Annotated in this window: 17 protein-coding genes; 9 read left to right on the top strand and 8 right to left on the bottom strand. The window is 72.0% G+C overall.

What is annotated here, in order from left to right:
• Positions 1 to 79: 79 nt before the first annotated feature.
• From OG251_RS15085 to OG251_RS15075, 3 genes are all read left to right on the top strand, one after another.
• A complete protein-coding gene (locus OG251_RS15085; protein ID WP_326677655.1) occupies positions 80 to 466 on the top strand; it encodes a helix-turn-helix domain-containing protein in 387 nt (128 codons plus the stop codon).
• A 323-nt stretch (positions 467 to 789) separates the two neighbouring features.
• Positions 790 to 1,677, top strand: coding sequence for a Bax inhibitor-1/YccA family protein (locus OG251_RS15080; RefSeq protein ID WP_073726353.1), 888 nt, complete (start codon positions 790 to 792; stop codon positions 1,675 to 1,677).
• 272 nt (positions 1,678 to 1,949) lie between these two features.
• A complete protein-coding gene (locus OG251_RS15075; RefSeq protein ID WP_326677654.1) occupies positions 1,950 to 2,267 on the top strand; it encodes a hypothetical protein in 318 nt (105 codons plus the stop codon).
• Positions 2,268 to 2,306: 39 nt separating this feature from the next.
• On the opposite strand, the gene OG251_RS15070 is transcribed toward OG251_RS15075, so the two are convergent.
• The 3 genes from OG251_RS15070 to OG251_RS15060 form a co-directional block, all read right to left on the bottom strand.
• Entirely contained in the window at positions 2,307 to 3,194 is an 888-nt protein-coding gene (locus tag OG251_RS15070) for a hypothetical protein (protein ID WP_326681273.1), read from the bottom strand.
• A 353-nt stretch (positions 3,195 to 3,547) separates the two neighbouring features.
• Entirely contained in the window at positions 3,548 to 4,768 is a 1,221-nt protein-coding gene (locus tag OG251_RS15065; RefSeq protein WP_326677653.1) for an acetyl-CoA C-acetyltransferase, read from the bottom strand.
• A gap of 209 nt (positions 4,769 to 4,977) precedes the next feature.
• A complete protein-coding gene (locus OG251_RS15060; RefSeq protein WP_326681272.1) occupies positions 4,978 to 5,973 on the bottom strand; it encodes an SGNH/GDSL hydrolase family protein in 996 nt (331 codons plus the stop codon).
• A 156-nt stretch (positions 5,974 to 6,129) separates the two neighbouring features.
• Here OG251_RS15060 and OG251_RS15055 point away from each other — a divergent pair, with 156 nt between their 5' ends.
• The gene (locus OG251_RS15055) at positions 6,130 to 7,533 is read left to right on the top strand and encodes a cystathionine beta-synthase (RefSeq protein ID WP_326677652.1); all 1,404 of its coding nucleotides are present in this window, start codon (positions 6,130 to 6,132) and stop codon (positions 7,531 to 7,533) included.
• Positions 7,534 to 7,994: 461 nt separating this feature from the next.
• On the opposite strand, the gene OG251_RS15050 is transcribed toward OG251_RS15055, so the two are convergent.
• Entirely contained in the window at positions 7,995 to 8,414 is a 420-nt protein-coding gene (locus OG251_RS15050) for a hypothetical protein (RefSeq protein ID WP_326677651.1), read from the bottom strand.
• Positions 8,415 to 8,677: 263 nt separating this feature from the next.
• On the opposite strand from OG251_RS15050, the gene OG251_RS15045 reads away from it, so the two are divergent.
• The gene (locus OG251_RS15045) at positions 8,678 to 9,523 is read left to right on the top strand and encodes a MurR/RpiR family transcriptional regulator (protein ID WP_326677650.1); all 846 of its coding nucleotides are present in this window, start codon (positions 8,678 to 8,680) and stop codon (positions 9,521 to 9,523) included.
• Between the two features lie 158 nt (positions 9,524 to 9,681).
• Complete coding sequence (locus tag OG251_RS15040; protein WP_326677649.1) at positions 9,682 to 10,248, top strand: hypothetical protein; 567 nt, start codon at positions 9,682 to 9,684, stop codon at positions 10,246 to 10,248.
• 25 nt (positions 10,249 to 10,273) lie between these two features.
• On the opposite strand, the gene OG251_RS15035 is transcribed toward OG251_RS15040, so the two are convergent.
• From OG251_RS15035 to OG251_RS15020, 4 genes are all read right to left on the bottom strand, one after another.
• Entirely contained in the window at positions 10,274 to 10,648 is a 375-nt protein-coding gene (locus OG251_RS15035) for a hypothetical protein (RefSeq protein WP_326677648.1), read from the bottom strand.
• A gap of 171 nt (positions 10,649 to 10,819) precedes the next feature.
• Positions 10,820 to 11,290 carry a roadblock/LC7 domain-containing protein gene (locus OG251_RS15030; protein ID WP_326677647.1) on the bottom strand — a complete coding sequence of 157 codons (471 nt, stop codon included), beginning with the start codon at positions 11,288 to 11,290 and terminating at the stop codon, positions 10,820 to 10,822.
• 38 nt (positions 11,291 to 11,328) lie between these two features.
• Positions 11,329 to 12,072 carry a transcriptional regulator gene (locus tag OG251_RS15025; protein WP_326681271.1) on the bottom strand — a complete coding sequence of 248 codons (744 nt, stop codon included), beginning with the start codon at positions 12,070 to 12,072 and terminating at the stop codon, positions 11,329 to 11,331.
• 80 nt (positions 12,073 to 12,152) lie between these two features.
• Entirely contained in the window at positions 12,153 to 12,566 is a 414-nt protein-coding gene (locus OG251_RS15020) for a hypothetical protein (protein WP_326677646.1), read from the bottom strand.
• 400 nt (positions 12,567 to 12,966) lie between these two features.
• Between OG251_RS15020 and hutU the strand changes: the two genes are divergently transcribed.
• The 3 genes from hutU to OG251_RS15005 all read left to right on the top strand — a co-directional run bounded on the left by hutU (position 12,967) and on the right by OG251_RS15005 (position 17,416).
• Positions 12,967 to 14,637 (top strand): urocanate hydratase, encoded by a 1,671-nt coding sequence (gene hutU / locus OG251_RS15015; protein WP_326677645.1) that lies wholly within the window; start codon positions 12,967 to 12,969, stop codon positions 14,635 to 14,637.
• A gap of 191 nt (positions 14,638 to 14,828) precedes the next feature.
• On the top strand, positions 14,829 to 16,058 hold the full coding sequence (locus OG251_RS15010) for an allantoate amidohydrolase (protein ID WP_326677644.1): 1,230 nt from the start codon (positions 14,829 to 14,831) through the stop codon (positions 16,056 to 16,058).
• Positions 16,049 to 17,416, top strand: coding sequence for a formimidoylglutamate deiminase (locus OG251_RS15005; protein ID WP_326677643.1), 1,368 nt, complete (start codon positions 16,049 to 16,051; stop codon positions 17,414 to 17,416). Before OG251_RS15010 ends, OG251_RS15005 begins: the two co-directional genes overlap by 10 nt.
• Positions 17,417 to 17,442 lie beyond the last annotated feature (26 nt).

The following is a 17,442-nucleotide window of genomic DNA, read 5'->3' as shown; positions in this document are numbered from 1 at the left end:
CAACTGGCTTGATCTGCGCTAATCTGCGTTCGGTCGCCCGGACGGAGGCGTGCCGCCGTCGTCACGAAAGGCGTTGTCCATGCCAGAGCAGCTATCGCCGCTCGATGGTGAGATGAACGCCCGGCGCCTGCAGCTGGGAATGGCGTGGAAGGAAGTTGCCACCACTGCCGGCATCTCCTACGAGACGCTGCGCGCTGTGCGGAAGGGCGAGACGTCCGGCGCCCCCCTGACTCTCCGCAAGCTGGAGCAGGCGTTGCGATGGGCGCAGGGCAGCATCAATCGGGTAGAGCAGGGCGGTAAGCCGACCCCGGACCCGGCTGCCGAAGCCGCCGGCGGCCGGGCACCGGACCTGTCGGACCCGCGGGCCGCAGCCGTGATGACGATCCTGGAAAGCCTGCCACCGCGGGTTCAGAAGCAGGTCCTGGCGCGGCTCAACGAGATGGCCGAAGACGCCCACGGCGAGTGAGCCCGCCGTGTTCCCGCGGGAACACGGCACCTCCTCGAACCGGCTCGGAGCCCCCTCGAACCGGTTCGAAATCGGGATTGCATCCCAGGTCGGGGGCGAACGCCCAGGTCAGGAGTCCCGGTGGGTCCGGTTCGAGTCCGGCTCCGGGCACCATCACCGCTGTCGGTGGGCGCGTCGGTCGACCCGGGGGAACGCGTCGGTCGACCCGGAGAATACTTCAGCGATCAACTTTCATAAAGATCCTCCTTTGGCACTAGGGTGATTCCTTTGCCCACCCATTACTCTTGTCGCGAGGCCATGCAGTGTGGCCATGGAGGAGAGCAATGAGGAGCAGCAACCCGGTCTTCTCGCGACGGGGGTTCAGCCGCGACAACGGTTCCGCAGGCTTCAACGCGGCGCCGCAGGCCGGGGCCCCCGCGACGGGAACCAGTCCGTACGCACAGGGCACCGCCGCCAACCCGTACGCGACGAACCCCTACGCGCAGCAGGACGTCCAGTACGGCGCCCCGCAGGCGCCCGCGCGCTCCGGCGCGATGACGATCGATGACGTCGTCACCCGTACGGCGATGACGCTGGGCACCGTCGTGCTCACCGCCGCGCTCTCCTGGGCGCTGCTGCCGGTCGACGAGGCGAACCTCGGCAAGTCCTACGGCATCGCGATCGGCGCCGCCCTGGTGGCGTTCGTCCTGTCGCTCGTCCAGTCCTTCAAGCGCAAGCCGGTCCCGGCGCTGATCCTCGCGTACGCCGCGTTCGAGGGTGTCTTCCTCGGTGTGATCTCCAGCGCCGTGAGCACCTACATCGGCCCCGGCACGGTGATGCAGGCGGTGATGGGCACCATGTGTGTCTTCGCCGGTGTGCTCATCGCGTACAAGATGCGCTGGATCCGTGTCACCCGCCGGTTCTACGGCTTCGTGATGGCCGCAGCCATGGGCTTCGTGCTCCTGATGATGGTCAACCTGCTGTTCTCCGTGTTCGGCGGCGGCGAGGGCCTCGGCTTCCGCAGCGGCGGCCTCGGCATCCTCTTCGGTGTCATCGGCATCATCCTCGGCGCGTGCTTCCTGGCCCTGGACTTCAAGCAGGTCGAGGACGGCGTCGCGTTCGGCGCACCGCGCGAGGAGTCCTGGCTGGCGGCCTTCGGCCTCACCATGACCCTGGTGTGGATCTACCTGGAGATGCTGCGTCTGCTCTCCATCCTCAACGGGGACGACTGACCGCAGGGGACGCGGAGGGCCGGTACGACGGCCCGCACCACGACCCGCGCAACGGAACGGCCCGCAGGCTCATCGCCTGCGGGCCGTTCCGTTTTCCCTCTCCGGTCGGGTTCTGCCGGGCCTCCGAGACGCCGTACGCCCGCAGGAGCGTGCGGGCGGCCCGTCCCTGGCCGTACCCGTGGGCGCGGTGCGCGGTGCCGGTCCTTCCCGGCACCGCGCCCGAGCGTCCGCCCGTTGGCAACCGTCCTGCGCGGGCGCGTAGGGTCGGGCGGGTGCTCGATACGACGCCTCTGATCACCGCCGTGGACCGATTCGCCGACCGTCTGCGGGCCGCCCCGCAGAGCCGGCTCCAGCGCGGCGCGGCCGCCGAGGCGCTGGCCGCGGCCAGGGAACTGGCTGTACGGGCCCAGCGCATCGAGCACCCCGACCGGGAGCCGCACCTCGTGCCGGACGCCGGGATGTTCGTCGTCGGCGACCAACTCACCGTCGCGGGACGCGATCTGGCCGTGGCACTGGTAACGGCCCCGTCCGTGGAGCTGGACGAGGCCGTGCAATTCGTGGAACGGGCGGCGGCGCGGGCTTTCGCGTAGAGGGAGACCCGCGCCCGTGGGGGGCGTACCGCGGAGCGGCTAGAACGAGGCGATGACGCGGTCGGCGAGGATGTAGACGTTGTCCTCACCGCAGGAGAACGTCAGCGCGTAGGCGCCGGAGACACCGGAGCCGCCCAGCAGCACCGGCCGCCGGCCCGCCCGCAGTGCGTCGGCGAGACGTTCCGCCGTCTCGCGGTGGCCCGGGGTCATACAGAGCGTGGTGCCGTCGGCGAAGACGTACACATCGAGCGTGCCGAGCGGGCCGGGGCGTACGTCGGTGAGCTCCGTGGCCGTGTCGGCCAGCTCCTCAAGACGGCTCACGGTCCGCTCGTGGTCGGTGACCACGGGTGTCTGTACGGGGACGAAGTCGGGGTGCGAGGGGTGGCGGCGGCGTGCGGCGGCCAGCTCGGGGGAGTCCTCGGCGAACTCCGCGTACTCGGCGATCTCGGGCAGATCGATGAGTTCGGCGGGCTCGTGCTCGTACTCGTGCTCGGCCGAGGTCCGCTCGCTCAGCGACGCCAGCTCCTCCAGCGCCTCGGTGGCCTCCAGGTCCATCGCGTCGAGGCCGGCGAAGTCCGTCTGGCGGGGGAAGAAGAACGGGGAATCGTCACCGAGCGCGTTCAGACCGCCCAGCAGGGACGGGGCGTCGGCGGCGTCACGGGCTTCCTGCGCGGCCCAGAAGGCCCGCGCCTCGGCCAGCTCCCGCTCCCGCTCCTCGGCGAGCGCTTCGGTGACGGCCGCGCGTATCTCCTCGGCCGGAGTGAGGGTGCTGCGGCTCTGCGGTGGCACGGACGCGTTCTGTATCCGGCCCTCGGCCAGCTCCGTACGCAGGGCCGCGACCTGCTTGCGCAGCCCGTGAGCGGCGTGCAGGGCAGCGGCGCCGACGGCCGTGGCAGCGGCGGTGGTCAGCAACAGGGCAAATGACATGGCGCTCACTGACTACTCCCGGTTTCAATCGATCCCCCGACTTCCTACATCAGCTTGGCCCGTACCCGCGCGTGCTGTCAGTGCATTACGTCACGAAATGGACAGGTCTTTGGGCCTGGGGTTTAACCCCATAACGGCTGTGACCTGCGTAAATGACTCTCCCCCGGGACGCAGATCACATCCTGGGGGAGATTCGGTCACGGTCGGGGCTCGGCCCGGTTCAACGGCCCGCTTCCGAGGGAGAGAGAAGGGCTCGGCTCAGCCGCTCGCTGTTGTGGGTCGCGTTCGCTTCGCCTGCGCTGCGGGCAGGTGCCGCCCTCGTACCTCGGGCGACCCCTACCCTCCGCTGCGGCTCAGCTCAGCCGCTCGATGACCATGGCCATTCCCTGGCCGCCGCCCACGCACATGGTCTCCAGGCCGAACTGCTTGTCGTGGAACTGGAGGCTGTTGATCAGCGTGCCGGTGATCCGGGCGCCGGTCATGCCGAACGGGTGGCCGACCGCGATGGCCCCGCCGTTGACGTTGACCTTGTCCAGCGGCAGGCCGAGGTCCCGGTAGGACGGGATGACCTGGGCGGCGAAGGCCTCGTTGATCTCGGCCAGGTCGATGTCGTCGATGGTCAGTCCGGCACGCTTCAGCGCCTGCTTGCTGGCCTCGACCGGGCCGTAGCCCATGATCTCGGGGGACAGGCCGGAGACGCCGGTCGACACGATCCGGGCCAGCGGGGTCAGGCCCAGCTCGCGCGCCTTGGTGTCGGACATGATCACGAGGGCGGCGGCGCCGTCGTTGAGCGGGCAGCAGTTGGCCGCGGTGACCAGGCCGTCGGGGCGGAAGACCGGCTTCAGGCCCTGCACGCCCTCCAGGGTGACGCCCGCACGCGGCCCGTCGTCCCGGGAGACGACCGTGCCGTCCGGGGTGGTGACCGGGGTGATCTCGCGCTGCCAGAAGCCGTTCTTGATGGCCTCCTCGGCGAGGTTCTGCGACCGCACGCCGAACTCGTCCATGTCCTGGCGCGTGACGCCCTTGATCCGGGCCAGGTTCTCCGCGGTCTGCCCCATCGCGATGTACGCGTCCGGGACGAGGCCCTCCTCGCGCGGGTCCTGCCAGCTCGCACCGGACTCCTCGGCGCGGGCGGCCGTGCGGGCCTCGGCGTCGGCGAAGAACGGGTTGTGCGTGTCCGGCAGGCTGTCGGAGTTGCCCTTCACGAAGCGGGACACCATCTCGACACCCGCCGAGATGAAGACGTCGCCCTCGCCCGCCTTGATGGCGTGCAGCGCCATGCGGCTGGTCTGGAGCGAGGACGAGCAGTAGCGGGTGACCGTACAGCCGGGAAGGTGGTCCATCCCCATCTGTACGGCGATGATGCGGCCCAGGTTGTTGCCCTGCTCGCCGCCGGGGAGACCGCAGCCGAGCATCAGGTCGTCGATGTCCCTCGGGTCCAGCTCGGGAACCTTGGCCAGCGCGGTCCGGATGATGGTCGCGGTCAGGTCGTCCGCGCGCAGGTCCTTCAGGGACCCCTTGAAGGCCCGGCCGATCGGCGAACGGGCGGCAGAGACGATCACGGCTTGGGGCATCACGCGGCTCCATGAGGGCTGGAAGGCTGGCTGACTGTGCGGACTGGCGGAACTGTCTTGGAAGTTACCCGGACGTATCGCCGAGGTCACCCGGCAGGCCATGTGATGCGGGACTCTTTTCTAAGCGCTCGCTCAGGCCCCTCGGTGGCGGCGCTCCGCCGGCCCGTCGGGGACGGCGCTCCGCGTGCGGCCGCCCCCGTCCCGCGCGGCTACGCGTGCCGGTGCGCGGTGTCCGGGTGCGGGTGCGGTTCCGTGGCCGCGGGCAGACGCCGCCGCCTGCGGTGCTTGAGGAGGGCCCAGGGAGCCCGCGCCCCCGTGACCTCCGTACCGGCCTCCATGGCCGCCTGGGAGGCCGCCTTGGCCACCGGCAGCATGTCCTCGCGCCGCGACCCGTCGAGGTGATCGGTCTCCGGCCACAGCCCCAGCACCGCGCACAGGGTGGGCAGGACCGCCATGGCCGCGGTCGCGTACCCCTCAGCCGAGGGGTGGTAGTTGTCCGGGCCGAACAGCTCCCGCGGGTTCGCCTCGAACTCCGGGCCCAGCAGGTCGCCCAGCGACACCGTGCGCCCGCCCTGTTCCACCGAGCCGATGGTCTGCGCGGCGGCCAGCTGCCGGCTCACCCGCCGGGCCAGCCAGCGCAGCGGCTGGTAGACCGGCTCGATCGTGCCCAGGTCCGGACAGGTCCCGACCACCACCTCCGCGCCCGCCGTCCGCAGCCTGCGCACGGCGGTGGTCAGACACCGCACCGACTGGGTGGCGGGCATCCGGTGGGTGACGTCGTTCGCCCCGATCATGATCACGCAGACGTCCGGCGTACGGGCCGGGTCGGCCAGCAGCAGCGAGACCTGCCGCTCCAGATCGTCGGACCTCGCCCCCGGCAGTGCCACGTTCCGCAGATCCACCGGACGCTCGGCCACCGCGGCCAGCCCCGAGGCGAGCAGCGCCCCCGGGGTCTGCCCGGCCCGGCGCACCCCCTGCCCGGCCGCCGTCGAATCACCGAGCAGCCCGAACCGCAACGGGTCCGAAGGCCCGGCGAACGCCACCCCGTACCGCCCGTCCGCGCTCGGCGGAACCGGTGCCGTACCGCCGCCGACCTGCCGTTTGGCGAGCTGCACCTCGGCCAGCATCACGCCCACGGCCGCGGCGCCGATCAGCCCGATGCCGCCGCCGCCGTAGGCCGCACCCGCCGCGATGCGCCGTGCCACTCTTGCTCTCGACACAGTCCGGTCCACCTCCTCCTCGCCGTACAGCCGTCCACGTACCTACCTGCCCCGTGGAGGGCGGCGTCCAATCGCTTCACCCAATCTCGCCCCCGTACGCATACTCTGGGCCGCACCATCTCGGAGATCCCGGAGTACACGGTGCAATTCCACGATTCGATGATCAGTCTTGTCGGCAACACCCCGCTGGTGAGGCTGCGCAACGTCACGGCAGGTATCCAGGCGACGGTCCTGGCGAAGGTCGAGTACTTCAATCCCGGCGGGTCCGTGAAGGACCGCATCGCGCTGCGCATGATCGAGGCGGCCGAGGCGAGCGGGGAGCTGCGGCCCGGCGGCACGATCGTCGAGCCGACCAGTGGCAACACCGGCGTCGGCCTCGCCATCGTCGCGCAGCAGAAGGGGTACAAGTGCATCTTCGTCTGCCCGGACAAGGTGTCCACGGACAAGATCAACGTGCTGCGGGCGTACGGCGCGGAGGTCGTCGTCTGCCCCACGGCCGTTGACCCCGAGCACCCGGACTCGTACTACAACGTCTCCGACCGTCTGGTCCGCGAGACGCCGGGAGCCTGGAAGCCCGACCAGTACTCCAACCCCAACAACCCGCGCTCGCACTACGAGACCACCGGTCCCGAGCTGTGGACGCAGACGGAGGGGAAGATCACCCACTTCGTCACGGGCGTCGGCACCGGCGGCACGATCACCGGCACCGGCCGCTATCTCAAGGAGATCAGCGACGGCGCCGTGAAGGTCATCGGCGCGGACCCGGAGGGCTCGGTCTACTCCGGCGGTTCCGGACGCCCGTACCTGGTCGAGGGCGTCGGCGAGGACTTCTGGCCGACGGCGTACGACCGCACCGTCACCGACGAGATCGTCGCGGTGTCCGACAAGGACTCCTTCCAGATGACCCGTCGCCTCGCCAAGGAGGAGGGCCTGCTGGTCGGCGGCTCCTGCGGCATGGCGGTCGTGGCGGCGCTGGAGGTCGCGCGGAGGCTGGGCCCGGACGACGTCGTCGTGGTCCTGCTGCCCGACAGCGGCCGCGGTTACCTGAGCAAGATCTTCAACGACGAGTGGATGGCCGACTACGGCTTCCTCGACGACACGGGCCCCTCCGCCCGCGTCGGCGCGGTCCTGGACCACAAGGACGGCCCGCTGCCGACCCTCGTCCACATGCACCCGGAGGAGACGGTCGGCGAGGCCATCGACGTGCTGCGCGAGTACGGCGTCTCCCAGATGCCGATCGTGAAGCCGGGCGCCGGACACCCGGACGTGATGGCCGCCGAGGTCATCGGCTCCGTCGTGGAACGGCAGCTGCTGGACGCGCTGTTCACCCAGCGTGCCTCGCTCACCGACCCGCTGGAGAAGCACATGTCGGCCCCGCTGCCGCAGGTCGGCTCCGGTGAACCGGTCGAGGACCTGATGGCCGCCCTCAGCGGCGCCGACGGGGCGGACGCGGCGATCGTGCTGGTCGAGGGCAAGCCGAAGGGTGTCGTCAGCCGGCAGGACCTGCTGGCGTTCCTGGCGAAGGACGCGGGCGCCAAGCCGTGACGGGCTGAACCGGAGCCGTGAGGGGACAGGCGGAGCCGGGACGCGGGTGCACGGAGTCGCGAAGCCGTGCCGAGGTGGGCCGGGCCTTCGCGAAAACGGTACGAGCGCGTCACGTCCGCGCAGCACCGGCTTAACACGACTCCGGCAGATTGGTGGGTGTCGGCAGGGAAACCCGCCGGCACCACATACGGCGACATTGGATTACGGAGCGGCTCCCGGACCTCCACCGTCGCCAGGACGCGGGCACCCGGCCCTGACCCGGACCGCGTCCCTCGCGGGGACCGCCGTCGTCCCGCCCCCCGGGCAACCGGGGGTGCGGCGGTCCCCGCGACATATGCGTGTCCGGGGCGGGCACATATGCGTGTCCGGGGCCGGACAGCCGCCACAGCCCCCTGCGTGTCGTGCGGAATGTCCTGCGGACCGGACAGCCGTCCACCTGAGGTGCGGGCCGGGCAGCCGCCTCAGTCGTCCCAGTCGGACTTCGGCCGCCGGTCGGCCTGCCGGAACAGCCCGCCGTCCCGCGCCGCGTGGACCGCGTTCACGCCGACGATCCCGAGCCAGGCCACGACGAGCCCCTTGATGCCCGCGTTGGCGACGCCGATCGCGGAGAGCGGGATGGCCAGGATCAGCGAGATCACCCCGAAACCGAAGCGCTCGCCGAAGTTCTCGGCGGCCCGGGGCGAGCGGGCACCCCGGGCCGTGGACATCTGCCGCTCGGCCAGCTGGCGCCGCACCTGACGGTCGAGCGTGGTGTCGAGGCGCTGCTCGACCTTCTCCAGGAACGAGTCGATGAGCGCGGACTCGTACTCCGGCCCCAGTTCGCCGCGGGCCTGGAGGGTGGCGTCGAGCTCCTTCTTGAGCTCGTGGTCACGGGCTTCCATGCTCCTCACGGTACGAAGCCGGAGGGGGCCTGCGCAGTAGGGCTAGCCCCCCTGTTGGGCCCGGATGCCGGGCACCGCGCCGCGTTCCGTCCGCGGCCCGGAGCCCCTCGGCCCGGTGATCCGGCGGCCTGTACGGTTCCTCGGCCCGTGATCCGGCGGCCTGTACGGTCTCTCGGCCCGGTGATCCGGCGGCCTGTATATGGACATGCAGCCCGCCGACTGGCTGAATGGATGCGTCGGTGACGGACTCCGGAGGGGACACCATGAGCGGGAGCAGCCCCGCTGCACGGTTGCAGCGGCTCTTCGAGGGGCACCGGCTCACGCCCACCCAACGGCGTATCGCGCACTGCATGGTGCGCCGGGCCGCCGACGCGCCCTTCCTCTCCAGCGTCGAACTGGCCGAACTGGCCGGAGTGAGCCAGCCGTCCGTCACCCGGTTCGCGGTCGCGCTCGGGTTCGACGGGTATCCGGCGCTGCGCAGACACCTGCGCGAGGTCGCGCCCGCCGACGGGCAGCGGGCCGACGCCGAGGACACGTACAACGAGTACCAGCAGGCCGTCCGGGCCGAGATCGAGAACCTGCGCCAGCTGTCCGAACTGCTCGCCGACCCCGGGCCCGTGGAGCGGGCGGGACAGCTGCTGGCCGGGTCGTGCCCCCTGCCCGTGCTCGGGCTGCGGGCCGCGTCCTCGCAGGCGCGCGGCTTCGGGTACTTCGCCGCCAAGGTGCACCCCGACGTCCGGGTGCTCGACGAGGGCGGCAGCACGCTGTACGACCGGATCGACTCCGCCCGCCGGGCGGGGGCCTCCGCACTGATGTGCTTCGCGCTGCCGCGCCACCCGAAGGAGGTCGTGGACGCGCTCGCGTACGCCCAGGGGCGCGGGCTGACCGTGGTGACCGTCGCGGACTCGGCGTTCGCCCCGGTGGCCGGGTACAGCGATCTGCTGATTCCGGCGGCGGTCGGCTCCGGGCTCGCCTTCGACACCGTGTGCGCGCCGATGCTGCTGGGGCGCGTGCTGCTGGAGGCGATGTGCGACGGGCTGCCGGAGGCGCAGGCGCGCCTGGAGGAGTTCGACGCGCGTGCCGTGGCGCGCGGGCTGTTCGTGGAGTAGCGCCGGGGAGCGGCCCGCCATGGAGCGGCTCGCGGCCGGCCGCGTGCCCATGACCTGCTCGCGCCCGTGGCCCGCCCCGGTTCTCAGACGTCACTCATCTACAGCCATTAATCTCCGCGCCCAGAAGCACACGGTCAGGCGCGGAGAGGGGTACGGACATGGGGCGCGGAGCGCAGTCACTGGCACGGGTGGCCGTGATCGTACGGGCCGGAGCCGCACCGCTGTGGTGGCCCGGACTGCTGGCCGCCGCGGTCGGGGCACTCCTGCCGGGGCTCACCGGGCGCCGCATCGGTCTCCTGGCCGGGGCCGCGTTGTTCCTCGTCACCGCGGCCGTCGTCGCCCTGGTGCGCGGCGGGCGGTACGCGGAACTGGCCCGGGGCGCCACCCGCGCCGGGCGCACCGACTTCCTCCAGGACCGGGCCGTGACCGTACGCGACTGGCGGCGCGGGCACCGGTGGTGGCTGGTCGGGGCGTTCGTGGCGGCACTCGCCGCCGGGCTGGTGCTGCCCGGGGCCGGGGGTCTCCTGCTCGCCGGGGCGGGCGCCGGTCTCTGGATCAAGGCCGTACGGATCGGTCGGCGCGAGCAGCGGGACGACGTCCTGTACTGGGTGCGCACCGACTGGGTGGAGCGCGGACGGCCCGCGGGCAGGCGGGTGAAGGGGTACCGGACGACGGGGCCGGTGGCGGGGGACGCCGCGCCGGGCGGGGCGCGGCGCCGCCGCTGAGCTCTCCGGTGCCGGGCGGCCGGGGTCAGACCTCCAGGTCCGCCTCGATGCGCCTCAGCTGGTGGCGGGCCATCGCCAGGTTGGCGCGGCCGGAGTCCAGCACCAGGTAGAGGAACAGGCCGTTGCCGCCGCCTGCCTTGAGCAGCCGGATCAGGTGGTACTGCCCGCCCAGGGTGATCAGTATGTCCTCGATCTCGTCCTTGATGCCCAGGTGCTCCATGGTGCGGAGCTTGGCGCGCACGACATCGGTGTTGCCCGCGGCCGCGACCTCCAGATTGAAGTCCTTGCTGCCGCCGAGGGTGCCCAGGGCCATGCCGCTGGTGTAGTCGACGAGTGCGACACCGAGGGCCCCCTCGATGGACGTCATCGCTTGCTGGAGTGACGTTTGGGTGTTGGCCATGAGTGCTCGTTCCCTTTCCCTGGCCGGTCGGGGCGACCGGTTCCGGTTTCTCTGACGGGCTGTGCGACGGGGTGTGTGACGGGTCGTGGGACGGGGGCGCGCGACGGGTCGTGCGACGGGTTTCGTGAGGTCTGGTGAGGGGCCGTCCCGGTGGATTCGGCGGGGGCGTCGCTACGTGGGGCGCTGCGGCAGCGTGCCGCTCCGGTCGGTACCCGCGCTCGGGGCGCGGGTCGTCGGGGGTGCGGGGCGGGCGGAGTGCGCGAGGGCGGCGTCGACGAGTTCGCCGATACGGACGCCCGCCCGGCGGCCCTCCAGATGGAGCCGGCCGACGTTGATGCGGTCCTCGGCCAGCAGCGTGAGCACGGCGGCGGAGCCGGCCGCGTACGTGGCGATGTAGCCGTTCTCGCCGCGGACCAGGAGTTCACGGAAGCCGCCCCGGCCGGTGGCGTCGGTCATCCGGATCGCGACGCCGAGGGCGGCGGCCGTCAGCGCGGCGACGCCTTCGGCCTCCACCCCGGGGGTGTCATGGGCCAGGACCAGGCCGTCGGTGCTGGCCGCAAGCGCACCGGCGAGGAGGGGCACCCGGGCCCGTAATCGCTGAAGTTCGGCGAGGACATCGCGCACGTCGACCTCGGGCACCATCAGCTGTCTCCTCCCGGCACGCTGTCTGAGCGCGCGTATCACAGGGCCTCCAATGCGTCTCTGAGCTGGCGCAGCAGGGCGACATCGGGGTCTGCCGTGACCTCGGGCAGCGTGACCCGGTCCGGCGTGCGGCCGGCCGTCGCCGCGGCCGGACCGACCGCCTCGACCAGCCCGGCCGCCGTGAGCCGTCGCAGGCCGACCAGGATGTGGAACGCCGAACGGCCCAGCTCCCGCGCGATGTCCGAGGCCGTACGCACGCCGTCGACCAGGTCCAGGACCCGGCGCTGACGGGGCGGTACCGGGGTGTCCACGGGGTGCGCCGTCCGGGCCAGCGGGGCGCTGTCGGTCACCGCGTCGGGCCAGATCCGGTCCAGCAGCTCCCGGCGCCGCAGCGTCTCGCGCAGCACCGCCGCCACCGGTACGGGGCGGACGGGGCCGATCCAGTGGGAGACCCCGTAGCGGAACCTGGCCGGGGTCCCGGTCGGGGAGAGCGCGAAGAACGCGGCGTCGTACAACGCCCCCAGATGACACAACTCCAGTGCACCGCCCGGCACATGGCCGCTGTCCACGAGGTAGCGGCCCACCCGCCGCCCGGCCCCCGCCTGGGCGATCGCGTCCCACCAGCCCTCGTGCCGCAGGGTTCCGCCCGTGGTGAGCAGGACGTCGATACCGGGGGTGGCCGGGCTCTCGGCGTGCACCACCTGGCCGTCGGCGAGGTAGAGCGTGCCGCGATCGCGCAGCAGGGCGCCGGTGGCCCGTTCGGCGGCGAGGCGCTGGAGCATCGGGGAGAGCACGGTGCCCGGTCCGGTGTCCTCCCCGGAGCCGGCGGGGGCTGTGGCACCGGAGGCGGTCGCCCCGGGACTCATGCCAGGACCATCCGCTCGGCCATCTCGCCGAGCCGGATCCGGGCGAGGGCGAGGTTGCCCTGCGTACGGTCCAGCCAGAGATGGAGGAAGACGCTGCTGTCGAACGCCGTCTCGACGAACCGGAGGATGTGGTACCCGGCGCGGGTGGTGATGATGACGTCCTCGACCGGGGTGCCCGGCGATCCCGACGGCTGCTCGGGGCCGTCCTGCGACGGGAGGAGGGCGAAGGCGGGCTGCTCGGCCGCCATCCTCGCCACCTCGGCCGTCTCGGCGGCGGTGGCCTCGTGATCGCCGTTGGGCGAGTCGCCGATGGTGCCGAGGGCGAGACCGCTCGTCCAGTCGACCACCGCGGCGCCGCGGGCGCCGGGCAGCCTCATGACTTCGAGCAGGCACTCGTCGATTCCGGGCACACGCACTCCCCTCCCGGCATGGCGTTCGGCTGTGACCCCGAGGCTACGCAACGTATTTACGGCGGGCGGAGGTTCCGGCATTTTCGCTTGGTACATGCGCCGGTGCGTATATAGGGGCGTACGACCAGCGCGTGGGAGCGTGCGCATGGGCGTGCGAGGGGAGCGTACGAGCAGGTGTGCGAAGGGAGCGCGTGAGCGGGCGCGCGGAGGAGACCGCGGCGGGGGCGGCCGTGGCCGGAGCCGCGCACGGGACGGCCCTCAGGGGGTCTGCTCGCGGGCCCCCGGGTATGTGTGACGGGGAAGGTCCGCCCGGCGGCGGCGTGGCGCGCGCCTGTTGACTATAAGTATTCAGACCTCCAGGATGTGAATACAGAGATCACAGTCGCGAGGAGGCATCCCCATGTCAGGACCCCGCCCCGTACGGGCACCGCGCGGTACCGAACTGAGCGCCCTGGGATGGCAGCAGGAAGCCGCCCTGCGCATGTTGCAGAACAACCTCGACCCCGAGGTCGCCGAGCACCCCGACAAGCTCGTCGTCTACGGCGGTACCGGGAAGGCGGCCCGCGACTGGCGCTCGTTCGACGCCATGGTCCGTACGCTGCGCACGCTCAAGCAGGACGAGACGATGCTCGTCCAGTCCGGGCGGCCGGTCGGCGTCATGCAGACCCACGAGTGGGCGCCGCGCGTCCTGATCGCCAACTCCAATCTGGTGGGGGACTGGGCGAACTGGGAGGAGTTCCGCCGCCTGGAGGCCCTCGGGCTCACCATGTACGGCCAGATGACCGCCGGGTCGTGGATCTACATCGGCACGCAGGGCATCCTCCAGGGCACGTACGAGACGTTCGCCGCCGTCGCCGCGAAGAAGTTCGGCGGGACGCTCGCCGGGACGATCACCCTGACCGCCGGGCTCGGCGGCATGGGCGGCGCCCAGCCGCTCGCCGTCACCATGAACGACGGCGTCGCGATCTGTATCGACTGCGACCCGCGCGCCATCGAGCGCCGGATCGAGCACCGCTTCCTGGATGTGAGGGCCGACAGCCTGGAGCACGCCCTCCAGCTGGCCGTCGAGGCCCGCGACGCCCGGCGCCCGCTCTCCATCGGGCTGCTCGGCAACGCGGCGGAGCTGCTGCCCCGCATGCTCGCCGAGGGCGCCCCGGTCGACATCGTCACCGACCAGACGAGCGCGCACGACCCGCTGGCCTATCTGCCGCGCGGCATCGACTTCGACGACATGGCCTCGTACGCCGCCGAGAAGCCCGCCGACTTCACCCTGCGGGCGCGGGAGTCGATGGCCGCGCACGTCGAGGCGATGGTCGGCTTCATGGACGCCGGGGCGGAGGTCTTCGACTACGGCAACTCCATCCGGGGCGAGGCCCAACTCGCCGGATACGAGCGTGCCTTCGACTTCCCGGGCTTCGTGCCCGCGTACATCCGGCCGCTCTTCTGCGAGGGCAGGGGGCCGTTCCGCTGGGCGGCGCTGTCCGGCGAGGCGTCCGACATCCACAAGACGGACAAGGCGATCCTGGAGCTCTTCCCGGAGAACGAGTCCCTGCACCGCTGGATCAAGATGGCCGGTGAGCGGGTCCAGTTCCAGGGGCTCCCCGCGCGCATCTGCTGGCTCGGCCAGGGCGAGCGCGACAAGGCGGGCGACATGTTCAACGACATGGTCGGCAACGGCACCCTCGCCGCGCCGCTCGCGATCGGCCGCGACCACCTCGACTGCGGCTCGGTCGCCTCCCCGTACCGCGAGACGGAGGCCATGCTCGACGGCTCCGACGCGATCGCCGACTGGCCGCTGCTGAACGCCATGGTGAACGTCGCGTCCGGCGCCTCCTGGGTCTCCATCCACCACGGCGGCGGCGTCGGCATGGGCCGCTCCCTCCACGCGGGCCAGGTCTCCGTCGCGGACGGCACGAAGCTCGCGGGCGAGAAGATCCGCCGCGTGCTCACCAATGACCCCGGCATGGGCGTCATCCGGCACGTCGACGCGGGCTACGACATCGCGGAGCGCGTGGCCGACGAGAAGGGCGTCCGCATCCCGATGCGCGAGGGCGGGGGCGAGGACGCGTGAGCGACCTCCGGGGCGACGATTCCCCCTCACCCGTCCCGCCCCACCCACGGACATCACCCGCCTCACCGACCTCAGGGGCTTCACTCACCCCATCAGCTTCACCGGCCTCACTGGCTTCGTCCGACTCACTGGCCTCACCGACCTCACCGACCTCACCGGCCTCACCGACCTCACCAGCCTCGTTCACCGAGATGTGGGCCGAGCTCGCGCCCCTCGGGCGGGACTCCGGCAGTGGTGGATACCGGCGGTACGCCTGGTCCGGGGCGGACGCCGACTGCCGGGCCTGGTTCCGGCAGCAGGCCGAGGCCCGCGGGCTCACCCATGAGGTCGACCGCAACGGCAACCAGTGGGCCTGGCTCGGCGACCCCCTGGCCGGTGACGCCGTCGTCACCGGCTCGCACCTCGACTCCGTACCGGACGGGGGCGCCTTCGACGGCCCCCTCGGCGTCGTCTCCTCCTTCGCCGCGCTCGATGAGCTCCGCCGCAGGGGAGCCCGGCTCGTCCGGCCGCTGGCCATCACCAACTTCGGTGACGAGGAAGGTGCCCGCTTCGGCCTCGCCTGCGTCGGCTCCCGGCTCACCGCCGGACGGCTGACCGCGCAGGACGCCCACCGGCTCCGCGACGCGGACGGCATCACCCTCCCGCGGGCCATGGAGGCCGCCGGATACGACCCCGAGGCCATCGGTCCCGATCCGGAACGCCTCGCCCGTATCGGAGCGTTCGTCGAACTCCACGTCGAACAGGGACGTGCCCTCGACCTCAGCGGTGACCGGGTCGGGATCGCCTCCGCCATCTGGCCGCACGGGCGCTGGCGGTTCGACTTCCGGGGCGAGGCCAACCACGCGGGCACCACCCGCCTCGTCGACCGGCGCGACCCCATGCTCACGTACGCCGAGACCGTGCTGGCCGCCCGCCGTGAGGCGGAACTGACCGGCGCCCTCGCCACCTTCGGCAAGATCGCGGTCGAGCCGAACGGGGTCAACGCCATCCCCTCCCTCGTACGCGGCTGGCTCGACTCGCGCGCCGCCGACCAGGCCACCCTCGACGCAGTCGTCACCGGCATCGAACGCGCGGCCCGGGAGTACGCCGAACGGGCCGGGATCGATCTCGATGTCGTACGGGAGTCCTTCACACCCGTGGTGGAGTTCGAGCACGCCCTGCGCGACGAGCTCTCCAAGATTCTCGAAGGCGGTCGCGGAGCGCGGGGCGGCGCCGGTGACACGGGGCGCGCCGTACCCGTCCTCGGCACCGGCGCGGGACACGACGCGGGTATTTTGTCCGCTTCGGTACCTACCGCCATGCTGTTCGTACGGAACCCCACCGGAATCTCGCACTCGCCGGCCGAGCACGCCGCCGAGGACGACTGCGTGGCCGGGGTGATCGCACTCGCCGACGTACTGGAAGGTCTCGCGTGCAGCTGACAACGGAGCCCACCGGCAAGCCCGTCACCGCGACGTACTGGATGTCCCACGCCTGGCTCGGCACCCATGTCGAGCCGGGCGTCACCCTGGACGTCGCCGGGGACCGCATCGCCGGGGTCCGCACCGGCGTCGACACACCGCCGCCCGGCGCCACGGTGCTGCGCGGCCTGACGCTCCCCGGCCTCGCCAACACCCACTCGCACGCCTTCCACCGGGCCCTGCGCTCCACCGTCCAGGTGGGCTCCGGCACCTTCTGGACCTGGCGCGAGCTGATGTACCAGGCCGCCGCCCGGCTCACCCCCGACACCTACTTCGACCTCGCCCGTGCCACGTACGCCGAAATGGCCCTGGCCGGCATCACCTCCGTCGGCGAATTCCACTATCTGCACCACGCGCCCGGCGGCACGCCCTACGACAACCCGAACGCGATGGGCGAGGCGCTCATCGCCGCCGCGGCCGAAGCGGGCATTCGCATCACCCTGCTGGACACCGCCTACCTCGCCGCCGGATTCGGCGAGAAGCCCAACCGGCACCAGCTGCGCTTCTCCGACACCACCGCCGATGCCTGGGCCGAACGCGCCTCCCTCCTCAAGGGCGACGACCACACGCTGATCGGCGCCGCCATCCACTCCGTACGGGCCGTCCCGGCGCCGCAGCTGGCCACCGTCGCGGCCTGGGCCGAGGAACGGCAGGCCCCGCTCCACGTCCACCTCTCCGAGCAGACCGCGGAGAACGACGCCTGCCGTGCCGCCCACGGCCGCACCCCCACCCGGCTCCTCGCCGACCACGGGGTCCTCGGCCCGCGCACCACCGGGGTCCACAACACGCATCTCACCGAGGAGGACATCGGGCTGATCGGCTCCTCCGCCACCGGCACCTGCATGTGTCCCACCACCGAACGCGACCTCGCCGACGGCATCGGTCCCGCCGCCGCCCTCCAGCGGGCGGGCTCGCCGCTCTCCCTGGGCAGCGACAGCCACGCCGTCATCGACCTCTTCGAAGAGGCCCGCGCGATGGAGCTCAACGAGCGCCTGCGCACCCATCGGCGCGGCCACTGGACGGCGGCGGCCCTGCTCCGCGCCGCCTCCGCGGGCGGGCACACCGCACTCGGCCGGCCGGACGCGGGCACCCTCGAACCCGGTGCGCCCGCCGACCTCACGACCATCGCCCTGGACTCCGTCAGAACAGCGGGGCCGGTGCCCCGGATGGCAGCCGAAGCAGCCGTATTCGCCGCCTCCGCCGCTGATGTACGCCATACGGTCGTGGGCGGACGGCACATCGTCCGGGACGGTCTGCACACACGGATCGAGGACGTCCCCGGAGCACTCGCCTCAGCCATCGCCGCCCTGCACGGCTGAGCCCCGAACCGCCGGAGCCACGGGAA

Source organism: Streptomyces sp. NBC_01237 (assembly GCF_035917275.1).
Classification (GTDB): Bacteria; Actinomycetota; Actinomycetes; order Streptomycetales; family Streptomycetaceae; genus Streptomyces.
Note: the sequence above shows the minus strand (reverse complement) of the source record. Positions and strands in the feature narration are given on the sequence as shown.

Coding starts and splice junctions, on each gene's coding strand:
- OG251_RS15080 (WP_073726353.1), top strand. CDS start 790: ATGAGGAGCAGCAACCCGGTCTTCTCGCGACGGGGGTTCAGCCGCGAC.
- OG251_RS15010 (WP_326677644.1), top strand. CDS start 14,829: ATGTGGGCCGAGCTCGCGCCCCTCGGGCGGGACTCCGGCAGTGGTGGA.
- OG251_RS15035 (WP_326677648.1), bottom strand. CDS start 10,648: ATGGCCAACACCCAAACGTCACTCCAGCAAGCGATGACGTCCATCGAG.
- OG251_RS15085 (WP_326677655.1), top strand. CDS start 80: ATGCCAGAGCAGCTATCGCCGCTCGATGGTGAGATGAACGCCCGGCGC.
- OG251_RS15065 (WP_326677653.1), bottom strand. CDS start 4,768: ATGCCCCAAGCCGTGATCGTCTCTGCCGCCCGTTCGCCGATCGGCCGG.
- hutU (WP_326677645.1), top strand. CDS start 12,967: ATGTCAGGACCCCGCCCCGTACGGGCACCGCGCGGTACCGAACTGAGC.
- OG251_RS15070 (WP_326681273.1), bottom strand. CDS start 3,194: ATGTCATTTGCCCTGTTGCTGACCACCGCCGCTGCCACGGCCGTCGGC.
- OG251_RS15030 (WP_326677647.1), bottom strand. CDS start 11,290: ATGGTGCCCGAGGTCGACGTGCGCGATGTCCTCGCCGAACTTCAGCGA.
- OG251_RS15050 (WP_326677651.1), bottom strand. CDS start 8,414: ATGGAAGCCCGTGACCACGAGCTCAAGAAGGAGCTCGACGCCACCCTC.
- OG251_RS15045 (WP_326677650.1), top strand. CDS start 8,678: ATGAGCGGGAGCAGCCCCGCTGCACGGTTGCAGCGGCTCTTCGAGGGG.
- OG251_RS15025 (WP_326681271.1), bottom strand. CDS start 12,072: ATGCTCCAGCGCCTCGCCGCCGAACGGGCCACCGGCGCCCTGCTGCGC.
- OG251_RS15040 (WP_326677649.1), top strand. CDS start 9,682: ATGGGGCGCGGAGCGCAGTCACTGGCACGGGTGGCCGTGATCGTACGG.